16 protein-coding genes are annotated in these 16052 nt (G+C 44.9%); 1 reads left to right on the top strand and 15 read right to left on the bottom strand.

Features of this window, described 5'->3' with window-relative positions; translation table 11 throughout:
* Positions 1-20: 20 nt before the first annotated feature.
* Complete coding sequence (gene dxs, locus L3V35_RS17575) at positions 21-1904, top strand: 1-deoxy-D-xylulose-5-phosphate synthase (protein ID WP_171311722.1); 1884 nt, start codon at positions 21-23, stop codon at positions 1902-1904.
* A gap of 125 nt (positions 1905-2029) precedes the next feature.
* Here dxs and L3V35_RS17570 read toward each other — a convergent pair whose 3' ends face one another.
* From L3V35_RS17570 to L3V35_RS17500, 15 genes are all read right to left on the bottom strand, one after another.
* The gene (locus L3V35_RS17570; protein ID WP_065205060.1) at positions 2030-2389 is read right to left on the bottom strand and encodes a putative quinol monooxygenase; all 360 of its coding nucleotides are present in this window, start codon (positions 2387-2389) and stop codon (positions 2030-2032) included.
* A 50-nt stretch (positions 2390-2439) separates the two neighbouring features.
* On the bottom strand, positions 2440-2946 hold the full coding sequence (gene pgpA / locus L3V35_RS17565; protein ID WP_237300348.1) for a phosphatidylglycerophosphatase A: 507 nt from the start codon (positions 2944-2946) through the stop codon (positions 2440-2442).
* Positions 2946-3920: a thiamine-phosphate kinase gene (thiL, locus tag L3V35_RS17560; RefSeq protein WP_171311724.1), complete on the bottom strand. Its 975-nt coding sequence runs from the start codon at positions 3918-3920 to the stop codon at positions 2946-2948. The genes pgpA and thiL overlap by 1 nt, the downstream gene beginning before the upstream one ends.
* Before the next feature lie 115 nt (positions 3921-4035).
* Positions 4036-4503 (bottom strand): transcription antitermination factor NusB, encoded by a 468-nt coding sequence (gene nusB, locus L3V35_RS17555; RefSeq protein WP_004734399.1) that lies wholly within the window; start codon positions 4501-4503, stop codon positions 4036-4038.
* Positions 4503-4973 carry a 6,7-dimethyl-8-ribityllumazine synthase gene (gene ribE / locus L3V35_RS17550; RefSeq protein WP_004734398.1) on the bottom strand — a complete coding sequence of 157 codons (471 nt, stop codon included), beginning with the start codon at positions 4971-4973 and terminating at the stop codon, positions 4503-4505. Before ribE ends, nusB begins: the two co-directional genes overlap by 1 nt.
* A gap of 280 nt (positions 4974-5253) precedes the next feature.
* Entirely contained in the window at positions 5254-6363 is a 1110-nt protein-coding gene (ribBA, locus tag L3V35_RS17545; RefSeq protein ID WP_004734397.1) for a bifunctional 3,4-dihydroxy-2-butanone-4-phosphate synthase/GTP cyclohydrolase II, read from the bottom strand.
* Positions 6364-6471: 108 nt separating this feature from the next.
* Positions 6472-7128 carry a riboflavin synthase gene (locus tag L3V35_RS17540; RefSeq protein WP_004734396.1) on the bottom strand — a complete coding sequence of 219 codons (657 nt, stop codon included), beginning with the start codon at positions 7126-7128 and terminating at the stop codon, positions 6472-6474.
* A 52-nt stretch (positions 7129-7180) separates the two neighbouring features.
* Complete coding sequence (ribD, locus tag L3V35_RS17535) at positions 7181-8296, bottom strand: bifunctional diaminohydroxyphosphoribosylaminopyrimidine deaminase/5-amino-6-(5-phosphoribosylamino)uracil reductase RibD (RefSeq protein WP_237300347.1); 1116 nt, start codon at positions 8294-8296, stop codon at positions 7181-7183.
* Between the two features lie 10 nt (positions 8297-8306).
* Positions 8307-8756 (bottom strand): transcriptional regulator NrdR, encoded by a 450-nt coding sequence (gene nrdR / locus L3V35_RS17530; RefSeq protein ID WP_004734394.1) that lies wholly within the window; start codon positions 8754-8756, stop codon positions 8307-8309.
* A 156-nt stretch (positions 8757-8912) separates the two neighbouring features.
* Positions 8913-10163 (bottom strand): glutamate-5-semialdehyde dehydrogenase, encoded by a 1251-nt coding sequence (locus tag L3V35_RS17525; protein WP_237300345.1) that lies wholly within the window; start codon positions 10161-10163, stop codon positions 8913-8915.
* 92 nt (positions 10164-10255) lie between these two features.
* Complete coding sequence (gene proB / locus L3V35_RS17520; RefSeq protein ID WP_032498927.1) at positions 10256-11395, bottom strand: glutamate 5-kinase; 1140 nt, start codon at positions 11393-11395, stop codon at positions 10256-10258.
* A gap of 121 nt (positions 11396-11516) precedes the next feature.
* Entirely contained in the window at positions 11517-11906 is a 390-nt protein-coding gene (gene crl / locus L3V35_RS17515; RefSeq protein WP_237300344.1) for a sigma factor-binding protein Crl, read from the bottom strand.
* A gap of 143 nt (positions 11907-12049) precedes the next feature.
* On the bottom strand, positions 12050-13303 hold the full coding sequence (frsA, locus tag L3V35_RS17510; protein WP_026012376.1) for an esterase FrsA: 1254 nt from the start codon (positions 13301-13303) through the stop codon (positions 12050-12052).
* A gap of 89 nt (positions 13304-13392) precedes the next feature.
* A complete protein-coding gene (gene tet(34), locus L3V35_RS17505; RefSeq protein ID WP_017076234.1) occupies positions 13393-13857 on the bottom strand; it encodes an oxytetracycline resistance phosphoribosyltransferase domain-containing protein Tet(34) in 465 nt (154 codons plus the stop codon).
* Between the two features lie 84 nt (positions 13858-13941).
* Positions 13942-15231, bottom strand: coding sequence for an NCS2 family permease (locus L3V35_RS17500; RefSeq protein ID WP_004734411.1), 1290 nt, complete (start codon positions 15229-15231; stop codon positions 13942-13944).
* Positions 15232-16052: the final 821 nt, after the last annotated feature.

Here is a 16052-nt window from a genome sequence, read left to right as displayed (position 1 = left end):
ACAATAAGCGCGCATTACCTATGACTCTTGATATATCAAAGTACCCAACTCTTGCTTTGGCTGATAAGCCAGAGGATTTGCGTCTACTTCCAAAAGAGACGCTTACACAGCTTTGTGATGAATTACGTACCTATCTTCTTAACTCGGTGAGCCAGTCAAGTGGTCACTTAGCGTCAGGCTTAGGTACAGTAGAACTAACCGTTGCTCTGCACTATGTGTACAACACGCCTTTTGACCAATTGGTTTGGGATGTTGGCCACCAAGCCTATCCACACAAGATTCTTACGGGTCGTCGCGACCGCTTGTCGACTATCCGTCAAAAAGATGGACTGCACCCATTCCCATGGCGTCAAGAGAGCGAATACGACACCCTATCTGTTGGTCACTCTTCAACATCGATCAGCGCCGGACTCGGTATGGCGATCAGTGCGAAGAAAGAAGGTAAGAACCGTAAAGTCGTGAGTGTGATTGGTGATGGCGCAATTACCGCAGGTATGGCCTTCGAAGCCATGAACCACGCGGGCGATATTCACAATGACATGCTGGTTATCCTTAACGATAACGAAATGTCGATCTCTGAAAACGTCGGTGCTCTAAACAACCACCTCGCTCAAGTTCTTTCTGGCAGTCTTTACACGTCAATTCGTGAGGGTGGCAAGAAAGTGCTATCAGGTGTTCCGCCGATTAAAGAGCTCGTTCGTCGTACAGAAGAACATTTAAAAGGCATGGTTGTCCCCGGCACCATGTTTGAAGAGTTAGGCTTTAACTACATTGGTCCAATTGATGGTCACGATGTCAATGAGCTGATTAAAACGCTGAAGAACATGAGAGATCTTAAAGGCCCTCAGTTCCTGCATATCATGACGAAGAAAGGCAAAGGCTACGAGCCAGCTGAGAAAGATCCAATTGGCTACCATGGCGTACCTAAGTTCGATCCTGCACATTCAAGTCTGCCTAAGAGCACCAGCTCTAAACCAACTTTCTCTAAGATTTTTGGCGACTTCCTGTGTGATATGGCCGCTCAAGATCCTAAGCTAATGGCGATAACGCCAGCAATGCGTGAAGGTTCTGGTATGGTGCGCTTCTCGAAAGAGTATCCAGATCAATACTTCGACGTAGCGATTGCTGAGCAGCATGCTGTGACACTAGCAACCGGTATGGCGATTGCCGGTGATAAGCCGATTGTGGCTATCTACTCGACTTTCCTACAACGTGGCTACGATCAACTGATCCACGATGTGGCAATCATGGATCTACCGGTTATGTTCGCTATTGACCGTGCAGGTCTTGTCGGTGCCGATGGTCAAACACACCAAGGTGCATTCGACTTAAGCTTTATGCGTTGCATTCCAAATATGGTGATCATGGCACCAAGCGACGAAAACGAATGTCGCCAAATGCTTTACACCGGTCACCAGCACACGGGGCCAAGTGCCGTTCGTTACCCTCGCGGTAATGGCATGGGTACTGAGATTCAAAGTGAGTTTACCGCTCTTGAGATTGGTAAAGGTCGTATCGTTCGCGAAAGTGCAAAAGCAAAAGATGGCTCGAAGGTCGCTATCCTGAGCTTTGGTACTTTCCTTGAAAGTGCACTTCAAACCGCAGATGCTATCAATGCGACAGTTGCAGACATGCGTTTTGTGAAACCGCTAGATGAAGCTCTGATCAAACAACTTGCTGCTGACCACGATGTACTAGTGACTATCGAAGAAAACGCGATTGCAGGTGGTGCGGGCGCGGGTGTGATTGAGTTCTTGATGCAAGAAAAACTACTGATGCCTGTTTTAAACCTTGGCCTACCTGACAAATTTATTGCTCAAGGTACTCAAGGTGAGCTGCATGAAGAGCTTGGCTTAGATGCGAAAGGTATTGAGAAGTCTATCTCCGACTACCTTGCCAAATAGCTTTCACAAGCAAACAGCATAAGCTGCAAAACAAAAAAGGTTGGCCCTAGGGTCAACCTTTTTAGTATCTGCTAACTGATAAACTATTCGTTGTTTAGCTGTTAGTTATTAGCAATTAAGCCTGCTTAGCAACAAGGCTTAAGTACTGGTGCGTCATAGTTCTCTGGTTCGTCAGAGTAGATAGCAACGTTGAAGTTCTCAACCAAGCCTGTCTCTTCAACGCACTGCTCTTGGAAGAATTGCTGAATCTCACGACGTTGGCAATGCGCTTCAAACGCTTCGTTGTCTGCCCAGATTTCATTGAATGCGATAGGGAAACTCTCACCTTCAGCAAATGGGCTCTTGATGTGACGAGTCACTGTATATTGGATACAACCGTCTTCACGCATTGTGTTTGGCTCTAGTGACTTTAACACTTCAAACAACTCGTTCAATTTGCCTTCTTTAGGCTGAAATTGAGCAACGCAGTAAACCTTCTTAGACATTGTAATTCCTTGTTTTGATCTATTATCGTCAGTGCTTTGGATATTGATTCTTAAACGAGCCAACCTGAAAAATGAGCCACTGCATACAGCGAAATCGCCGCCATAATACCCGCCACGATATCATCAATCATGATACCTAAGCCGCCGTGAACTCGCTTGTCTAACCAACCAATTGGCCAAGGCTTTACCATATCGAAAAAACGAAACAGAACAAAGCCAGCAAATAGCCATTTCCAATCATTAACAGGAATACCCAACAACGGCACTAGGCCCATGGTGATCCAAAAGCCCGCAAACTCATCCCATACAATAGAGCCGTGATCGTGCACGCCCATGTCATCAGACGTCACTTGGCATATTTTGATACCAATAATGCAGCTCACAACCACAAGAATGACATAAATAGGGAAAGGTAACTGAACCAGCAATAGATAAAATGGGATCGACGCAAGCGTGCCCATGGTGCCGGGAATAATCGGCGATAAGCCACTACCAAAACCCGTTGCCAATAAGTGCCAAGGATTTTTAAGAGAGATTGCAGAAATTGGGTTTGTCATCAATTAACCTTAAAGTGATCGTAACCAGTTAAGTTCCAACTCAGTGGTTCACCATTATTGTGTAATTCAAAATATTCTACAGGTCTTATCTGGCCAATGCAGGTGACTTTTGTTCCAGTGTGTGACAAAGCACTTTCCAATGAGCCTTTATTCTCTTCCGGCACAGTAAAGCACAGTTCGTACTCTTCACCACTGGTCAACGCATACTGTTGAGCCGAAGCAATATCAGATGCGAACTGGCGTAGTTCTGGAGAAATTGGCAGCGTACTCACATCAATGCTCGCACCAACCTGAGAACGCTTAAGGATATGTTTTAAATCAGCAATAACACCGTCAGAGATATCAATAGCAGACGAAGCAAGGTTCACTAGCGCTTGACCAGCCAATACTCGAGGAACGCTCATATAGTGTCTTTCTTCAAGCTCGAGAGCATAAGGTTTGACTTTGTTCTGTTCAGGATCAAGCAATACTTCTAGGCCGGCTTTGCTATCACCTAGGTTACCCGTTACGTAAATCCAGTCGCCCACTTTAGCGCCATCTCTACGCAGTGCTCGACCTTCTGGCACAAAACCTTGTACAGTCAATGTCAGACTTAGGGGCCCTTTGGTTGTATCACCGCCAATTAACTGAATACCAAAGTAGTCAGCGAGCTTGAAGAAGGAGTCACAGAAGGGAGCAAGCCATTCTTCATCAACTTCTGGCATAGTTAACGCAAATGAAACCCAAGCAGGTGTCGCACCCATCGCAGCAAGGTCGCTAATATTGGAAGCCAAAGCCTTGTGTGCCACCCAAGCAGGGTTAGCCTCTGCTAAGAAATGTGTACCTGCAACTAAGGTGTCGGTGCTGATCGCTATCTCAACATTACTTGGCGCTTTGACTAAAGCACAGTCATCGCCCGCAGCCAGATGTACGTCTTTACGTTGTGGTTGTCGATTTACAAAATATTTTTCAATCAGGTTAAATTCGCCAGACATCACATGCCCTATCTTTAGTCTTCATACAAATCACCGTAATTATTGATATTACAGAAATTTAGTTACAAAAAAGGCCAGCATAAAAGCTGACCTTTAGATTCAATATACGAACGTCTTATTTCTTACGAACGTGTGGTGCAGCTTTATCAAGCACACCGTTAACAAACTTATGGCTGTCTTCTGCTGCAAATACTTTTGCAAGCTCGATAGCTTCGTTGATAACCACTTTGTATGGTACATCTTCGCGACGAGTCATCTCGTACATAGCTAAACGTAGAAGCGCTAGTTCCATCAAATCCAGATCTTGCATAGGGCGAGATACGAATGGACGAAGCTTGCTATCAAGTTCCATGTGGCTAAGAGCAACACCAGTTAGTAAGTCGCGGAAGTATGCAACGTCTGTTTCTGGCATAGCGAGAGCAGGTTCTGCGGCATGATGCTCTTCTTCATCATACTTACCACCAGATAAGAACTGTTCTTCAACGGTAGCAATATTTTCTTTAGTAATTTGCCAAGAATAAATTGCTTGTAGAGCAAATTGACGTGCGTTACGACGTGCGGCTGGTTTCACACTGGCCCCCATTAGGAATCGATTTCAGAAAGAACGTTGATCATCTCAAGTGCGCTAAGTGCGGCTTCTGCACCCTTATTACCAGCCTTGGTTCCTGCGCGTTCAATAGCTTGATCGATCGTATCAACAGTAAGAACACCAAACGCGACTGGAAGTGAAAACTCCAGAGACACTTGTGCCAAACCTTTATTACATTCACTACAAACATAGTCAAAGTGAGGTGTACCGCCACGGATTACTGTACCAAGAGATACAATCGCATCGAACTTACCTGTTTTTGCAACGCGTTGCGCTACAAGTGGAAGTTCTACTGCACCAGGGCAACGAACAACAGTGATGTTGTCTTCGCTTACTTGTCCATGACGCTTTAAAGTATCGATTGCACCAGAAAGTAAACTTTCGTTAATAAAACTGTTGAAACGAGCAATAACGATAGCAATTTTTGCATTTGGCGCTGGGAAGCCACCCTCGATCACTTTCATAAGCCTTCCTTTAACTATTTTCATCAAGTGAGAATCGCCGGATTCTAGCACAAAACTGTGAGCAATATCTAATGCTAATTTAGAAGAGCAGACACCGGAGATGTAAAGATGATAACGCAGCACGGCTCTCAACCATATAGGAGCAACCAGTAGTCAAGCTCGTGTATTTAACACGTTTTGAATCGGGCTTAACTACTTTGCTCTTTTGGCAAAACTAATCACCAAAAGAGCCACTGGAATCATCGGTAAATTATGTTGCTATAAACAGAGATATATCGACTTACTCGCAAACATACTCAACAACGTTAAGACCAAAACCACCCAATGCGTGGTAACGCTTAGTACTTGAAGACAGCAAACGCATATCGTGAACGCCTAGGTCTTGTAGAATCTGAGAACCTACGCCAACACGACGAGAGGTACCCTGCTTCTTAGCCATGGTTGGCTGCTCGTTCTTGTCTTGCGCTTCGAATGTCTTCACTTTGTGAATCAAAGAATCAGACGACTCTTCGTTGCCCAGAATAACCAACACACCGCCTTCATCGCCAATGCGCTTCATCGCTTTATCTAGTGACCAGCTACGTTCTGTACCACGGTCTGAGTGAAGTAGATCGGTGAATGTGTCATGCAGGTGAACACGTACTAGAGGAGCGCCCACAGACAGGTCACCTTTTTGCATCGCGTAGTGGATCTGGTTATCAATCGTGTCACGGTAAGTCACAAGCTCAAAGTCACCAAACTCTGTTGGCAAATGGCATTGCGCTACACGTTCAATCGTCGTTTCTGTGTTGTTGCGGTATTCAATCAAGTCAGCAATGGTGCCTAATTTGATATCGTGTTTTTCAGCGAAGACTTCAAGATCAGGGCGACGTGCCATGGTGCCGTCGTCATTTAGGATCTCAACGATAACCGAAGCTGGCTCACAGCCTGCTAGACGAGCTAAATCACAGCCTGCTTCAGTGTGGCCTGCGCGTGTTAGAACACCACCTTCTTGAGCTGTCAGTGGGAAGATATGACCAGGTTGAACTAAGTCAGCCGCTTTCGCATCTTTTGCCACAGCCGCTTGAACGGTAACAGCGCGGTCTGATGCAGAAATACCCGTTGTTACGCCCTCAGCAGCTTCAATTGAAACCGTAAAGTTCGTCGTGTATTGAGCATTGTTGTCTTGAACCATAGGCGCTAGACCCATGCGATTTGAACGCTCTTTCGTCAACGTTAGGCAAATTAAGCCACGGCCATACATCGCCATGAAGTTAATCGCTTCTGGCGTCACATGTTCTGCTGCCATGATCAGATCGCCTTCATTCTCGCGATCTTCATCATCCATCAGGATAACCATTTTTCCTAGGCGAATGTCTTCAATAATTTCTTGAGGAGTACTAATTGGCATTGTTCTATATCCTTTGAAATGGTTCTGCTTCCTAGAACCGACACTATTTAAACCTGATGATATTGCTTCGCTTTACAAAGTCTCGTTTAACCAACTTTGTATCAACGATTAGGCAAAACCATTCTGCTGTAAGAATTCCATCGTCAATCGAGATTCAGGCTCAGACTCTTGCTGCTGGCCTTGCAGTAAACGCTCCATGTAGCGCGCTAATACATCAACTTCTAGATTCACTTTACGACCGACATTGAATTGGTCGATGGTCGTTTCTGAAGAGGTATGAGGAACAATCGTCAGCTTAAAGGCATTCTTGCGTAAATCATTCACCGTCAGGCTAATGCCATCAACGGTGACTGAACCTTTTTGAGCCACATATTTTGAGATCTCTGCTGGCATTTCAACCCAGAACTCAATCGCACGACCGACTTGGTTACGCTCAACAATCTCACCCACGCCATCAACGTGACCCGAAACTATATGACCACCGAAACGCGTGGTCGGTAGCATTGCTTTCTCTAGGTTGACCTTGTCGCCAGCTTGGTAATCGACAAAACCCGTTTTTTTCAGGGTCTCAAGCGAAAGGTCTGCACTATAGCTGTGGTCGTTATACTCAACTACCGTCAAACACACACCATTGGTCGCGATACTGTCGCCTAACTTAACGTCAGCCATATCAAGATTACCAACATTAACCGTTACGGTGATGTCTTCTCCGCGGGGAGTAATTGCACTCAATGTACCTACGGCTTCTACAATTCCTGTAAACATTTTAAAACTCTTTTTGTTGTCAACGACACGTATGCTGTTGGAATGACTATTTCTACTGTGGTTTCGTCGCGATAATAGGTTTCGCGACGATGCGAATATCCACACCAACCTGTCGAACATCTTTAATTTCTAGGTCAATCACATCAGACATTGAAGTGAGCCCTAATGCGCCCATTAAACCTCGCCCGTCACTGCCCATAAGTTTAGGCGCTAAATAGAGGATTAGCTCATCCACTAACTGCGCTTCAATCAAGCTTTTTGCCAATGTCGCGCCCGCTTCGACCCAAATATGATCGATATGGTTCGCTGGCAATTGACGCATCAAATCGTGTAAATCAAGCTGACCAGCGTCCGTTGTTCCGACCTCAATATCAGCAGAGGTTTCAGCAACTCTCAATACCGAAGTGGGAGTCTGGAATAACTTGAGCTCAGGATACAGCTGATTTTGGCGATCAAGGATCACGCGAATCGGCTGACGCAGCTCGTCTTCAACGTAATTTGTTTTGGTAATGCTTGGCAATTCGGCCCAGCGAACATTCAGCGACGCGTTGTCTTCAATCACCGTTTGGCTGGTTGATAACACAGCACCTGATTTGGCTCGGTAGTTCTGAACGTCACGACGCGCTTCTGGCGACGTGATCCACTGGCTTTGACCATTTTCCAATGCCGTTTGGCCATCAAGGCTCGCCGCCATCTTTAACTGAACAAATGGCATGCCCGTTTGCATACGCTTGATAAATGCAGGGTTCAAGTCGAGAGCATCTTGCTCTAACAAGCCGATTTCAACCTCAATACCCGCGTCGCGTAGCATCTTGATACCACGGCCTGCGACCTTCGGGTTTGGGTCTTGCATGGCACAAATTACTTTTGAAACTTGAGCCTTAATCAAGCCTTCAGCACAAGGTGGTGTTCGACCATAGTGCGAACAAGGTTCTAGCGTGACATAAGCGGTCGCGCCTTTTGCCTTGTCGCCCGCCATTCGCATAGCGTGCACTTCAGCATGAGGTTCGCCAGCTTTAGCATGAAAACCTTCACCAACGATCTGACCGTCACTTTGTACGATGACACAGCCAACATTAGGGTTGGGGGCAGTGGTGTAAATGCCGCGCTTTGCTAACTGAATAGCACGCGACATCATTTGAAAATCTAGGGGAGTAAAGTTTGACATGACTGAGGCGTTAATCCTCTAATTTAGCGATTTCTTCGCCAAACTCTCGGATGTCTTCAAAGCTGCGGTAAACAGAGGCAAAACGAATGTACGCCACTTTATCCAATTCTTTCAATTGACCCATAACAAGATTACCAATCATCTCGCTTGGTACTTCACGCTCACCAGTTGCACGGAGTTGTGACTTAATCGTACTGATCGCAAGTTCAATCGCATCAGCACTCACTGGGCGTTTTTCTAGGGCGCGCTGTACACCACCCACCATTTTATCTTCATTAAATGGTTCGCGGTTTCCATTCGACTTTATGACTTTAGGCATCACAAGTTCTGCCGATTCGAAAGTCGTAAAACGTTCACTACATGCAAGGCATTGACGGCGACGACGAACCTGATGGCCATCGGCTACCAGTCTTGAATCGATTACTTTAGTGTCGTTCTCTGAACAAAAAGGACAATGCATATCACCTCCAAATAATTGAATATCAGTGTAACGGAATTGCCAAACGTTAGGAAAGAAAAAGGGCCAATTAAGGCCCTTTTGTGTGGTGATTCATTGATTATTACTACTCAAAAGCAATTTCAAAAATGAGCTGAGGAGTAAAATTAACGACCAGCGTTATCCGCGAATCAAATAGTTCGCTTTACCTACCCATTTGTAGCTTGTCAGTTCTTCTAAGCCCATTGGACCGCGAGCGTGCAGCTTCTGGGTTGAGACTGCGACTTCAGCGCCTAAACCAAACTGTGCGCCATCAGTAAAACGTGTTGATGCATTTACATAAACCGCCGCAGAACCGACAGAGTTAATAAAGCGCTCTGAGCTCTCTAGGCTGTTGGTCATGATCGCATCTGAGTGACTCGCGTTGTGTACACGCATGTGGTCAATCGCTTCTGCCACATCCGCTACCACTTTTACGCCTAGCGTGTAGCTTAGCCATTCAGTGTCAAAGTCGCCTTCAATCGCATCACGTTGGTCTTCAAAACCCGCTAGCAGCGATTTTGCGCTAGCATCAGCAACCAAGGTAACCTTGCCCGCTAAACGCTGTGTTAGCTGCGATAAGAAAGCCTCAGCAACCGCTTCGTGCACTAATAATGTATCGAGTGAATTACACGCAGACGGGCGTTGAACTTTAGAGTTTTCAACCACATCAACAGACTTTTCAAGGTCAGCGCTTTCATCAACAAAGATATGACTGATACCAAAACCGCCAATGATCACTGGAATGGTGCTGTTCTCTTTACACATCTTGTGCAAGCCAGCGCCACCACGAGGAATGATCATATCCACGTAGTCATCCAACTTAAGCAGTTGAGATACTAATTCACGATCAGGTTTTTCAATGTACTGAACTGAAGCGGCAGGAAGCTCCGCTTTCTCTAATGCAGACTGGATTACTTTAACCAGTTCCATGTTCGAGAAGAACGTCTCTTTACCACCACGTAGAATGCTTGCGTTACCTGTCTTCAGACACAGTGCTGCAATATCGATAGTTACGTTTGGACGCGCTTCGTAGATAACACCCACCACACCAAGTGGTACGCGGCGGCGAGACAGTGACATACCGTTTTCAAGTACCTTACTGTCCATTTCGCTGCCAACTGGGTCATTCAGGCTAATCACGTTACGCACATCGTTAGCGATACCGGTTAAGCGCTCTTCGTTCAGCAATAGACGATCTACAAGTGCATCAGTCAGGCCCGCTTCACGGCCAAGTTCGATATCTTTCGCGTTCGCTTCTAGAATCGTTGCCGCGTTTGCTTCTAGCTCATCAGCGATGATCGCCAATGCTTTGTTTTTTTGCGCCGTTGATGCGGTCGCTAGGTGGAAAGCAGCGTCTTTTGCTGCAATACCCATGTTAGTTAAATCCACGTTTAACTCTCCCTAAATTCTGTCTGTCTTTGGATGTAAAAAGGCGATTTACGATTATGTATATTCGCAGCGCATCGCCTTATCATCACGAACTACTCTTGAATCACAACTAGGTCGTCACGATGAATGACTTCTGACCCATAATCGTATCCAAGAATGTCGCCAATATCTTTACTGTGCTTGCCTGCAATTTTTGCTAGGTCTTGGCTTGAATAGCTAGCGATACCACGCGCAATGACTTTGCCTTTGCTGTCTGTGACTTGAGTGACTTCACCACGAGAGAATTCGCCTTTAACTCGAACAACCCCTTTCGCCAACAAGCTACTGCCCTTGGTGTTAACTGCGTTCACCGCTCCATCGTCGACTACGATGTCACCAGCAGAAGCTGGGCCCGCTAGAATCCAACGTTTACGGTTTTCAAGCGCTTCAGCTAAAGGCAAGAAACGTGTGCCTTGTGGGTTGTCACTCAATGAATCAAACACCACATTTTCAGCACTGCCTGCTGCAATAATCACTTCGATACCCGCACGACGAGCAATATCAGCCGCCTGCAGTTTTGTCGCCATGCCGCCGGTACCTAACGTAGTACCACTGCCACCTGCGATCTTACGCAGTGTGTCATCAATGGTTTTTACTTCTTTGATAAGTTCAGCATTCGGATCTTTACGTGGGTCTGCCGTAAACAGGCCTTTTTGGTCAGTGAGTAACAAAAGCTTATCAGCGCCACATAAAATACCAACCAGTGCCGATAAGTTATCGTTGTCGCCCACTTTAATTTCATTGGTGGCTACTGCGTCGTTTTCGTTTACTACCGGAATAATATCGTGCTCAACGAGCGCGTTGATCGTGTCACGTGCATTCAGAAAACGCTCGCGATCATCGAGATCAGCACGAGTCAGTAGCATCTGGCCAATCTTAAGGCCATAGATAGCAAACAAAGACTCCCAAACTTGAATCAACTGACTTTGCCCAACTGCTGCAAGCAATTGTTTGCTCGCCATCGAGTTGGGAAGTGCGGGGTAACCAAGGTGCTCACGTCCGGCTGCAATTGCACCAGACGAAACCATAACCACAGAGTGGCCTTGTTTTTTTAATTCAGCACATTGACGAACCAGCTCAACCATGTGAGCGCGGTCTAATGCCAATGTTCCACCAGTTAAGACACTGGTACCCAGTTTAACAACGACAGTTTTACTCTGTGTTGTTGTCCCGCTTTGATGATTTGTTGTCATGAAGTCTTTTATGAATAAAACAAATAAGAGGTGATGTTTTAGCAATCAACAGGGGAATTCACAAGCAGAAAAGGTGCGAAATCGCACCTTTTTGCTTTATAGAGAAGAGTAACCTTCAAAATCAGACGAATTCGACAGACTCTTCGTCTAACTGAACGCCGATTTCAAATTTCTTTTGAAGTTCGTCAACCAGCTTTTGGTGAAAGCCTTCTTGAGTTCGAGACACCTCAGCGACCGCCTTTTTAGGTAATGGCAAAGGATCCCAGTTACCATCAATGTTGTATTTACCCGTGTTGTACTTCGCCGAGAATCCTTCTTCCGACTTATCCAACTCTAACCACCAGCCCCAGAACTCACGCTCTTCTGGTGACTTTTTATCGTTCACACACACAGACAAGCAATCAAAAATGTAATGACCATCTTCTGATTGCGGCTCCCTCAAGTAAGGCCCAATAGCCTTTAAAACGTTTAACAAGCGATAATGCGTAGGTTGTTGTGTCACTTCTGACATATTGAATCTCCATTTCAATGTTAAGAATGACGTTACTCAGACTGCAATACGTAGAAAGCACGCAGTTGGATTTTATAAATTATCTCTGAGTATCAGGTACTTACTTTGTACACTTTTCATGCTTAACTAATTTCGGAGAAATGTCATCTAAATAATTCATCCTCAAGCCACTTTATCGCTAATTCGAGGGATTGCTCATACCCCTGTGTAATTGATTTGGTTTTGATTTTCTTCGCTTTGCCGTAATCACTGTAAATAGCAACCAGTTGATTATCCAGATGCGGTGAAACAGGGTCACCTTCCAAAGCCAATGCCAAAATAGGAACACTGGTTTTACTGTTAGCCAGCAAGCCTTGCACCTTCAATGACCAAGCCATCAGTTGCCCAGAAAGGCTATTGATATCCACAGCTCCTTTGCCAAGGCGAGAAGCCAACACATCCAAATGCATCTTGGGCATCTGCTTTAGTTTGTCCGCATGAACAAAGATATCGTGGATCGGTGCGCCAAGAGAGATACAGGCTTTAAGTTTGTGCTGCTCAAGGAAGGATAACCTCACCATCGCGTTACCACCGAATCGGAAACCAAACAGACCGACTTTATGATGGTCCACCCATGGAATGTTAGGCAGTTCATTCAGCACGGCTTGATGCAGGCAAGAAGAGTCTTCCGTCAAAGGCCAATGCGAACTGTGCCCTATCGACGGCATATCAATCGTTAGCATCGCAATGTTTTTCGGTGCTAGGTAATCTCTAAACAAACGCCACATGTCAGTTTGCAGACTATCTAAACCTGCACTCACGATCACGACAGGTTGTGGTTTGTCTGTTTTGGTTAGATGTAAGTTCGCCTTAATCTTTTTGTTTTGATACGGCACTTCGATTTGTTTGACGATCAATTTGGTGTGTTTGATCGCTTCAGAATACGCCGCATTCGCTAATACCTGTGCCTGAGCAGCAAGGTTATCGTTCTTTAGATGTGGGTAGCCCGCAATGCTGAAACACAGCGATGCTGAAAATAACTCTTCAGCCATTTCTTCGCCGTTCTTTTCATTAGAGCGATTCTGATGCTGCATACCCAGCTTGGTCCACTCGTATGCCCAGTTACCGCTGCGATAGCCCATCACGGTGTCTAGCCACTCGTCCGTCGTGCGTGAATTGTCTGATGACGCAATGCGAGCCAATACCGCTTCTTGCTCAATTGGGTTAACACCTTGCCATACCCACTGAAGACGTCTTAGGTTTCGATACCAAGATGAGTTCTGCTCTTCACGCTTTTTATCCAACAGTTCTTCTGAACTTGGCATGTAGCGAGTAAGCATTGAGGTCTCTTTGGCCTGCTTGTGCTTTACAAACAATGTTTCCGAAAGGTTCGAGCTCGTTTCTTCTGATTCAGACATTGGGATACTTAATAAGAAATGGTTGTTACTAATCATATAAAAAAAAATGACCCTATAAAGGGTCATTTCTCAAAAAACTAAGTTTACGCTTATTTTGACTTGCGATTTACTGGCTCAATGAAGCTTAAGCTAGTATCCCAAGGTTGCTCAATCCATGTGTCTTGAGCGATATCCACGATGTACTCGTCTAATAAATGTGCACCAGATGGTTTTGCACAAACAGCAATCAGTTTCGCTTTAGGGTACATTTCGCGAAGCTTGCGTGCAGTGTCACCACTATCAACAAGATCTTCAACGATTAAGAAGCCTTCACCATCACCTTCAGGTGCTTTAACTACAGTCATATCACGCTGGTGATCGTGGTCGTAGCTAGAAATACAAATCGTATCTACGTGACGAATACCTAGCTCACGAGCCAAGATTGCACCAGGAACCAAACCACCACGGCTTACCGCCCAGATGCCTTTCCACTGCTCTGCTGGCATTTGCTTTTCAGCAAGTTGACGGCAGTAAGTCTGCATGTTGTCCCAAGTGATAATGAATTTGTTGCTCATAGTATAAAACCTAATAATTTTGTCATGTTATTAGAGGCTATTTCAAACATAGCCTCTTCAGCGATTAAGCAGAAATCTAGACGATTAAGCGAAAATGTATTTAAGAATAAAGATAACGGACATTACCCATACCGCAGGTGAAACGTCGCGACCTTTACCACTTAGCAGCTTAATTGCAGCGTAAGCGATGAAACCTAGTGAGATACCCTCAGCGATAGAGTACGTCAGCGGCATAAGCAGACATGTTACCACGACTGGTGCGGCTTCCGTAAGATCACGCCAATCAATGCCAACTAGTCCAGACATCATCAGAATTGCTACATAGAAAAGTGCACCTGATGTTGCGTAAGCCGGAATCATACCTGCAAGTGGCGAGAAGAAAAGAGCCAGTAGGAATAAGATACCAACAACAACCGCAGTTAGACCGGTACGACCGCCTTCAGCAACACCCGCAACACTCTCAACATAAGAAGTTGTGTTTGACGTACCTAGTAATGCACCAATAGATGTTGCTGTAGAGTCAGCAAGCAGTGCTTTGTTCAAGCGCGGTAGTTTACCGTCTTCTTTGATTAGGTTTGCTTTCGTTGCAACACCAACCAAGGTACCCGCGGTATCGAACAAATCGACGAACAAGAATGCGAATACAACTGAAATCATACCGATTTCAAATACAGCAGAGAAATCAAGCTGCATGAATGTAGGTGCAAGGCTTGGTGGTGTCGACATGATGCCGCCGTATTGAACGTCACCGATCGCAATACCAATCGCTGTGATAGCGAGAATCGCGATCATTACTGCGCCTTTCACACCACGGTGAACAAGAGCAATAGTAATGAAGAAACCAAGCGCGCCTAAGATAGGAGCAATCGCGGTAATGTCGCCCAGTGAAACTTTAGTCGCTGGGTTAGAAACAACGATGCCTGCATTGCTAAGCGCGATAAACGCTAGGAAAAGGCCGATACCAGCAGAGATACCAACACGCAGAGACATAGGGATCGAGTTGATAATCCATTCACGAATCTTAAAGATACTTAAGAAAATGAAGATCACGCCTGATACGAAAACCGCTGCCAGAGCAACTTGCCATGTATAACCCATACCCATTACAACAGCGTAGGTAAAGAATGCGTTCAAACCCATGCCTGGAGCTTGAGCAATTGGGTAGTTAGCAACAAAGCCCATGATGAAACAGCCAATAGCAGCCGCTAAACAGGTTGCTACAAATACAGCGCCATGGTCCATACCAGCATCAGCTAGAATCATTGGGTTTACAAAAATGATGTAAGCCATTGTTAGGAAGGTGGTTAGACCTGCGATGATTTCAGTGCGCACATTGGTGCCATTTTCACTGAGTTTGAATAGCTTTTCGAACATTATCGAATCCTATAAGGGTAAAAAGTAAACGGTTGCGTAAACGATTGGCTGTGGATTATAAAGTTATCAAATAACAAATTCCAGATAGAATTAAGGCTCTAATCGATATTTATCAGAATGCCGTATGAAACAAAGCGATTAAAAACGAAGACCGAAAGGAAAAATAACAAATAAAAACAATATGTTAGCAAAAGCCAATACCATGAGATCACTTGGCTATTTTTTAAACCATCAGTTATTTTCATTGAGAATGTAGCCATCATATTCTCAATTTAAACCCACAAGAGTTGTGTATTTTTCAACAGGATCAGTAATAAGACGCAAATTGATATTTTGGCGTTTAAAAAACAACCACTCAGAACAGCAAAGAAAGTGACAAGCGAAAGCGGTTTGGAAAAGTAGCAGGCAAAAAAAACGCCACTCAAAACTGAGTGGCGGTAGAATCTGTCAACCAAAAGGGCTGTAAAAGAATTCCAATATATAGGGGTGAACAAAACTGTTCGAGTTACATGCTTACGGTATTAGTAACCAAAGCTTGTAGGGTATGCAAAGTTGCTAGTGTAAACAGAGCTGTTAATCCAGAACATTGCAGATGGTAAACCTTTCATAACTATCACCTTAATAAATCAATAAAAAACGAATTTGATTTCTCGGTTCCTTGGAGGCGATAAAACGGACTCATCCTTTGAGCATTTACTCTTCATCTCAGAAGTTGGTTATTAATATACCCTAAAGAAAAAAGATTACAAGTATTTTTTGCTCTACGTCACACTTTTGACCAATTATTGTTATTTTTAAAACTTATTTCTGTAATTAAATTA

The organism is Vibrio sp. L5-1, from assembly GCF_021728315.1.
Classification (GTDB): domain Bacteria; phylum Pseudomonadota; class Gammaproteobacteria; order Enterobacterales; family Vibrionaceae; genus Vibrio; species Vibrio splendidus_K.
Note: the sequence above shows the minus strand (reverse complement) of the source record. Positions and strands in the feature narration are given on the sequence as shown.

Bases quoted from the DNA above. Each gene is read 5' to 3' on its own strand.
- ribD (WP_237300347.1), bottom strand. From the start codon at position 8,296: ATGTCAAACTTTACTCCCCTAGATTTTCAAATGATGTCGCGTGCTATT.
- ribBA (WP_004734397.1), bottom strand. From the start codon at position 6,363: ATGCCAATTAGTACTCCTCAAGAAATTATTGAAGACATTCGCCTAGGA.
- thiL (WP_171311724.1), bottom strand. From the start codon at position 3,920: ATGTCTGGCGAATTTAACCTGATTGAAAAATATTTTGTAAATCGACAA.
- nusB (WP_004734399.1), bottom strand. From the start codon at position 4,503: ATGGGGGCCAGTGTGAAACCAGCCGCACGTCGTAACGCACGTCAATTT.
- crl (WP_237300344.1), bottom strand. From the start codon at position 11,906: ATGTCAGAAGTGACACAACAACCTACGCATTATCGCTTGTTAAACGTT.
- L3V35_RS17570 (WP_065205060.1), bottom strand. From the start codon at position 2,389: ATGTCTAAGAAGGTTTACTGCGTTGCTCAATTTCAGCCTAAAGAAGGC.
- frsA (WP_026012376.1), bottom strand. From the start codon at position 13,303: ATGTCTGAATCAGAAGAAACGAGCTCGAACCTTTCGGAAACATTGTTT.
- ribE (WP_004734398.1), bottom strand. From the start codon at position 4,973: ATGAAAGTGATCGAGGGTGGCTTCCCAGCGCCAAATGCAAAAATTGCT.
- L3V35_RS17540 (WP_004734396.1), bottom strand. From the start codon at position 7,128: ATGTTTACAGGAATTGTAGAAGCCGTAGGTACATTGAGTGCAATTACT.
- pgpA (WP_237300348.1), bottom strand. From the start codon at position 2,946: ATGACAAACCCAATTTCTGCAATCTCTCTTAAAAATCCTTGGCACTTA.
- nrdR (WP_004734394.1), bottom strand. From the start codon at position 8,756: ATGCATTGTCCTTTTTGTTCAGAGAACGACACTAAAGTAATCGATTCA.
- proB (WP_032498927.1), bottom strand. From the start codon at position 11,395: ATGACAACAAATCATCAAAGCGGGACAACAACACAGAGTAAAACTGTC.
- dxs (WP_171311722.1), top strand. From the start codon at position 21: ATGACTCTTGATATATCAAAGTACCCAACTCTTGCTTTGGCTGATAAG.
- L3V35_RS17500 (WP_004734411.1), bottom strand. From the start codon at position 15,231: ATGTTCGAAAAGCTATTCAAACTCAGTGAAAATGGCACCAATGTGCGC.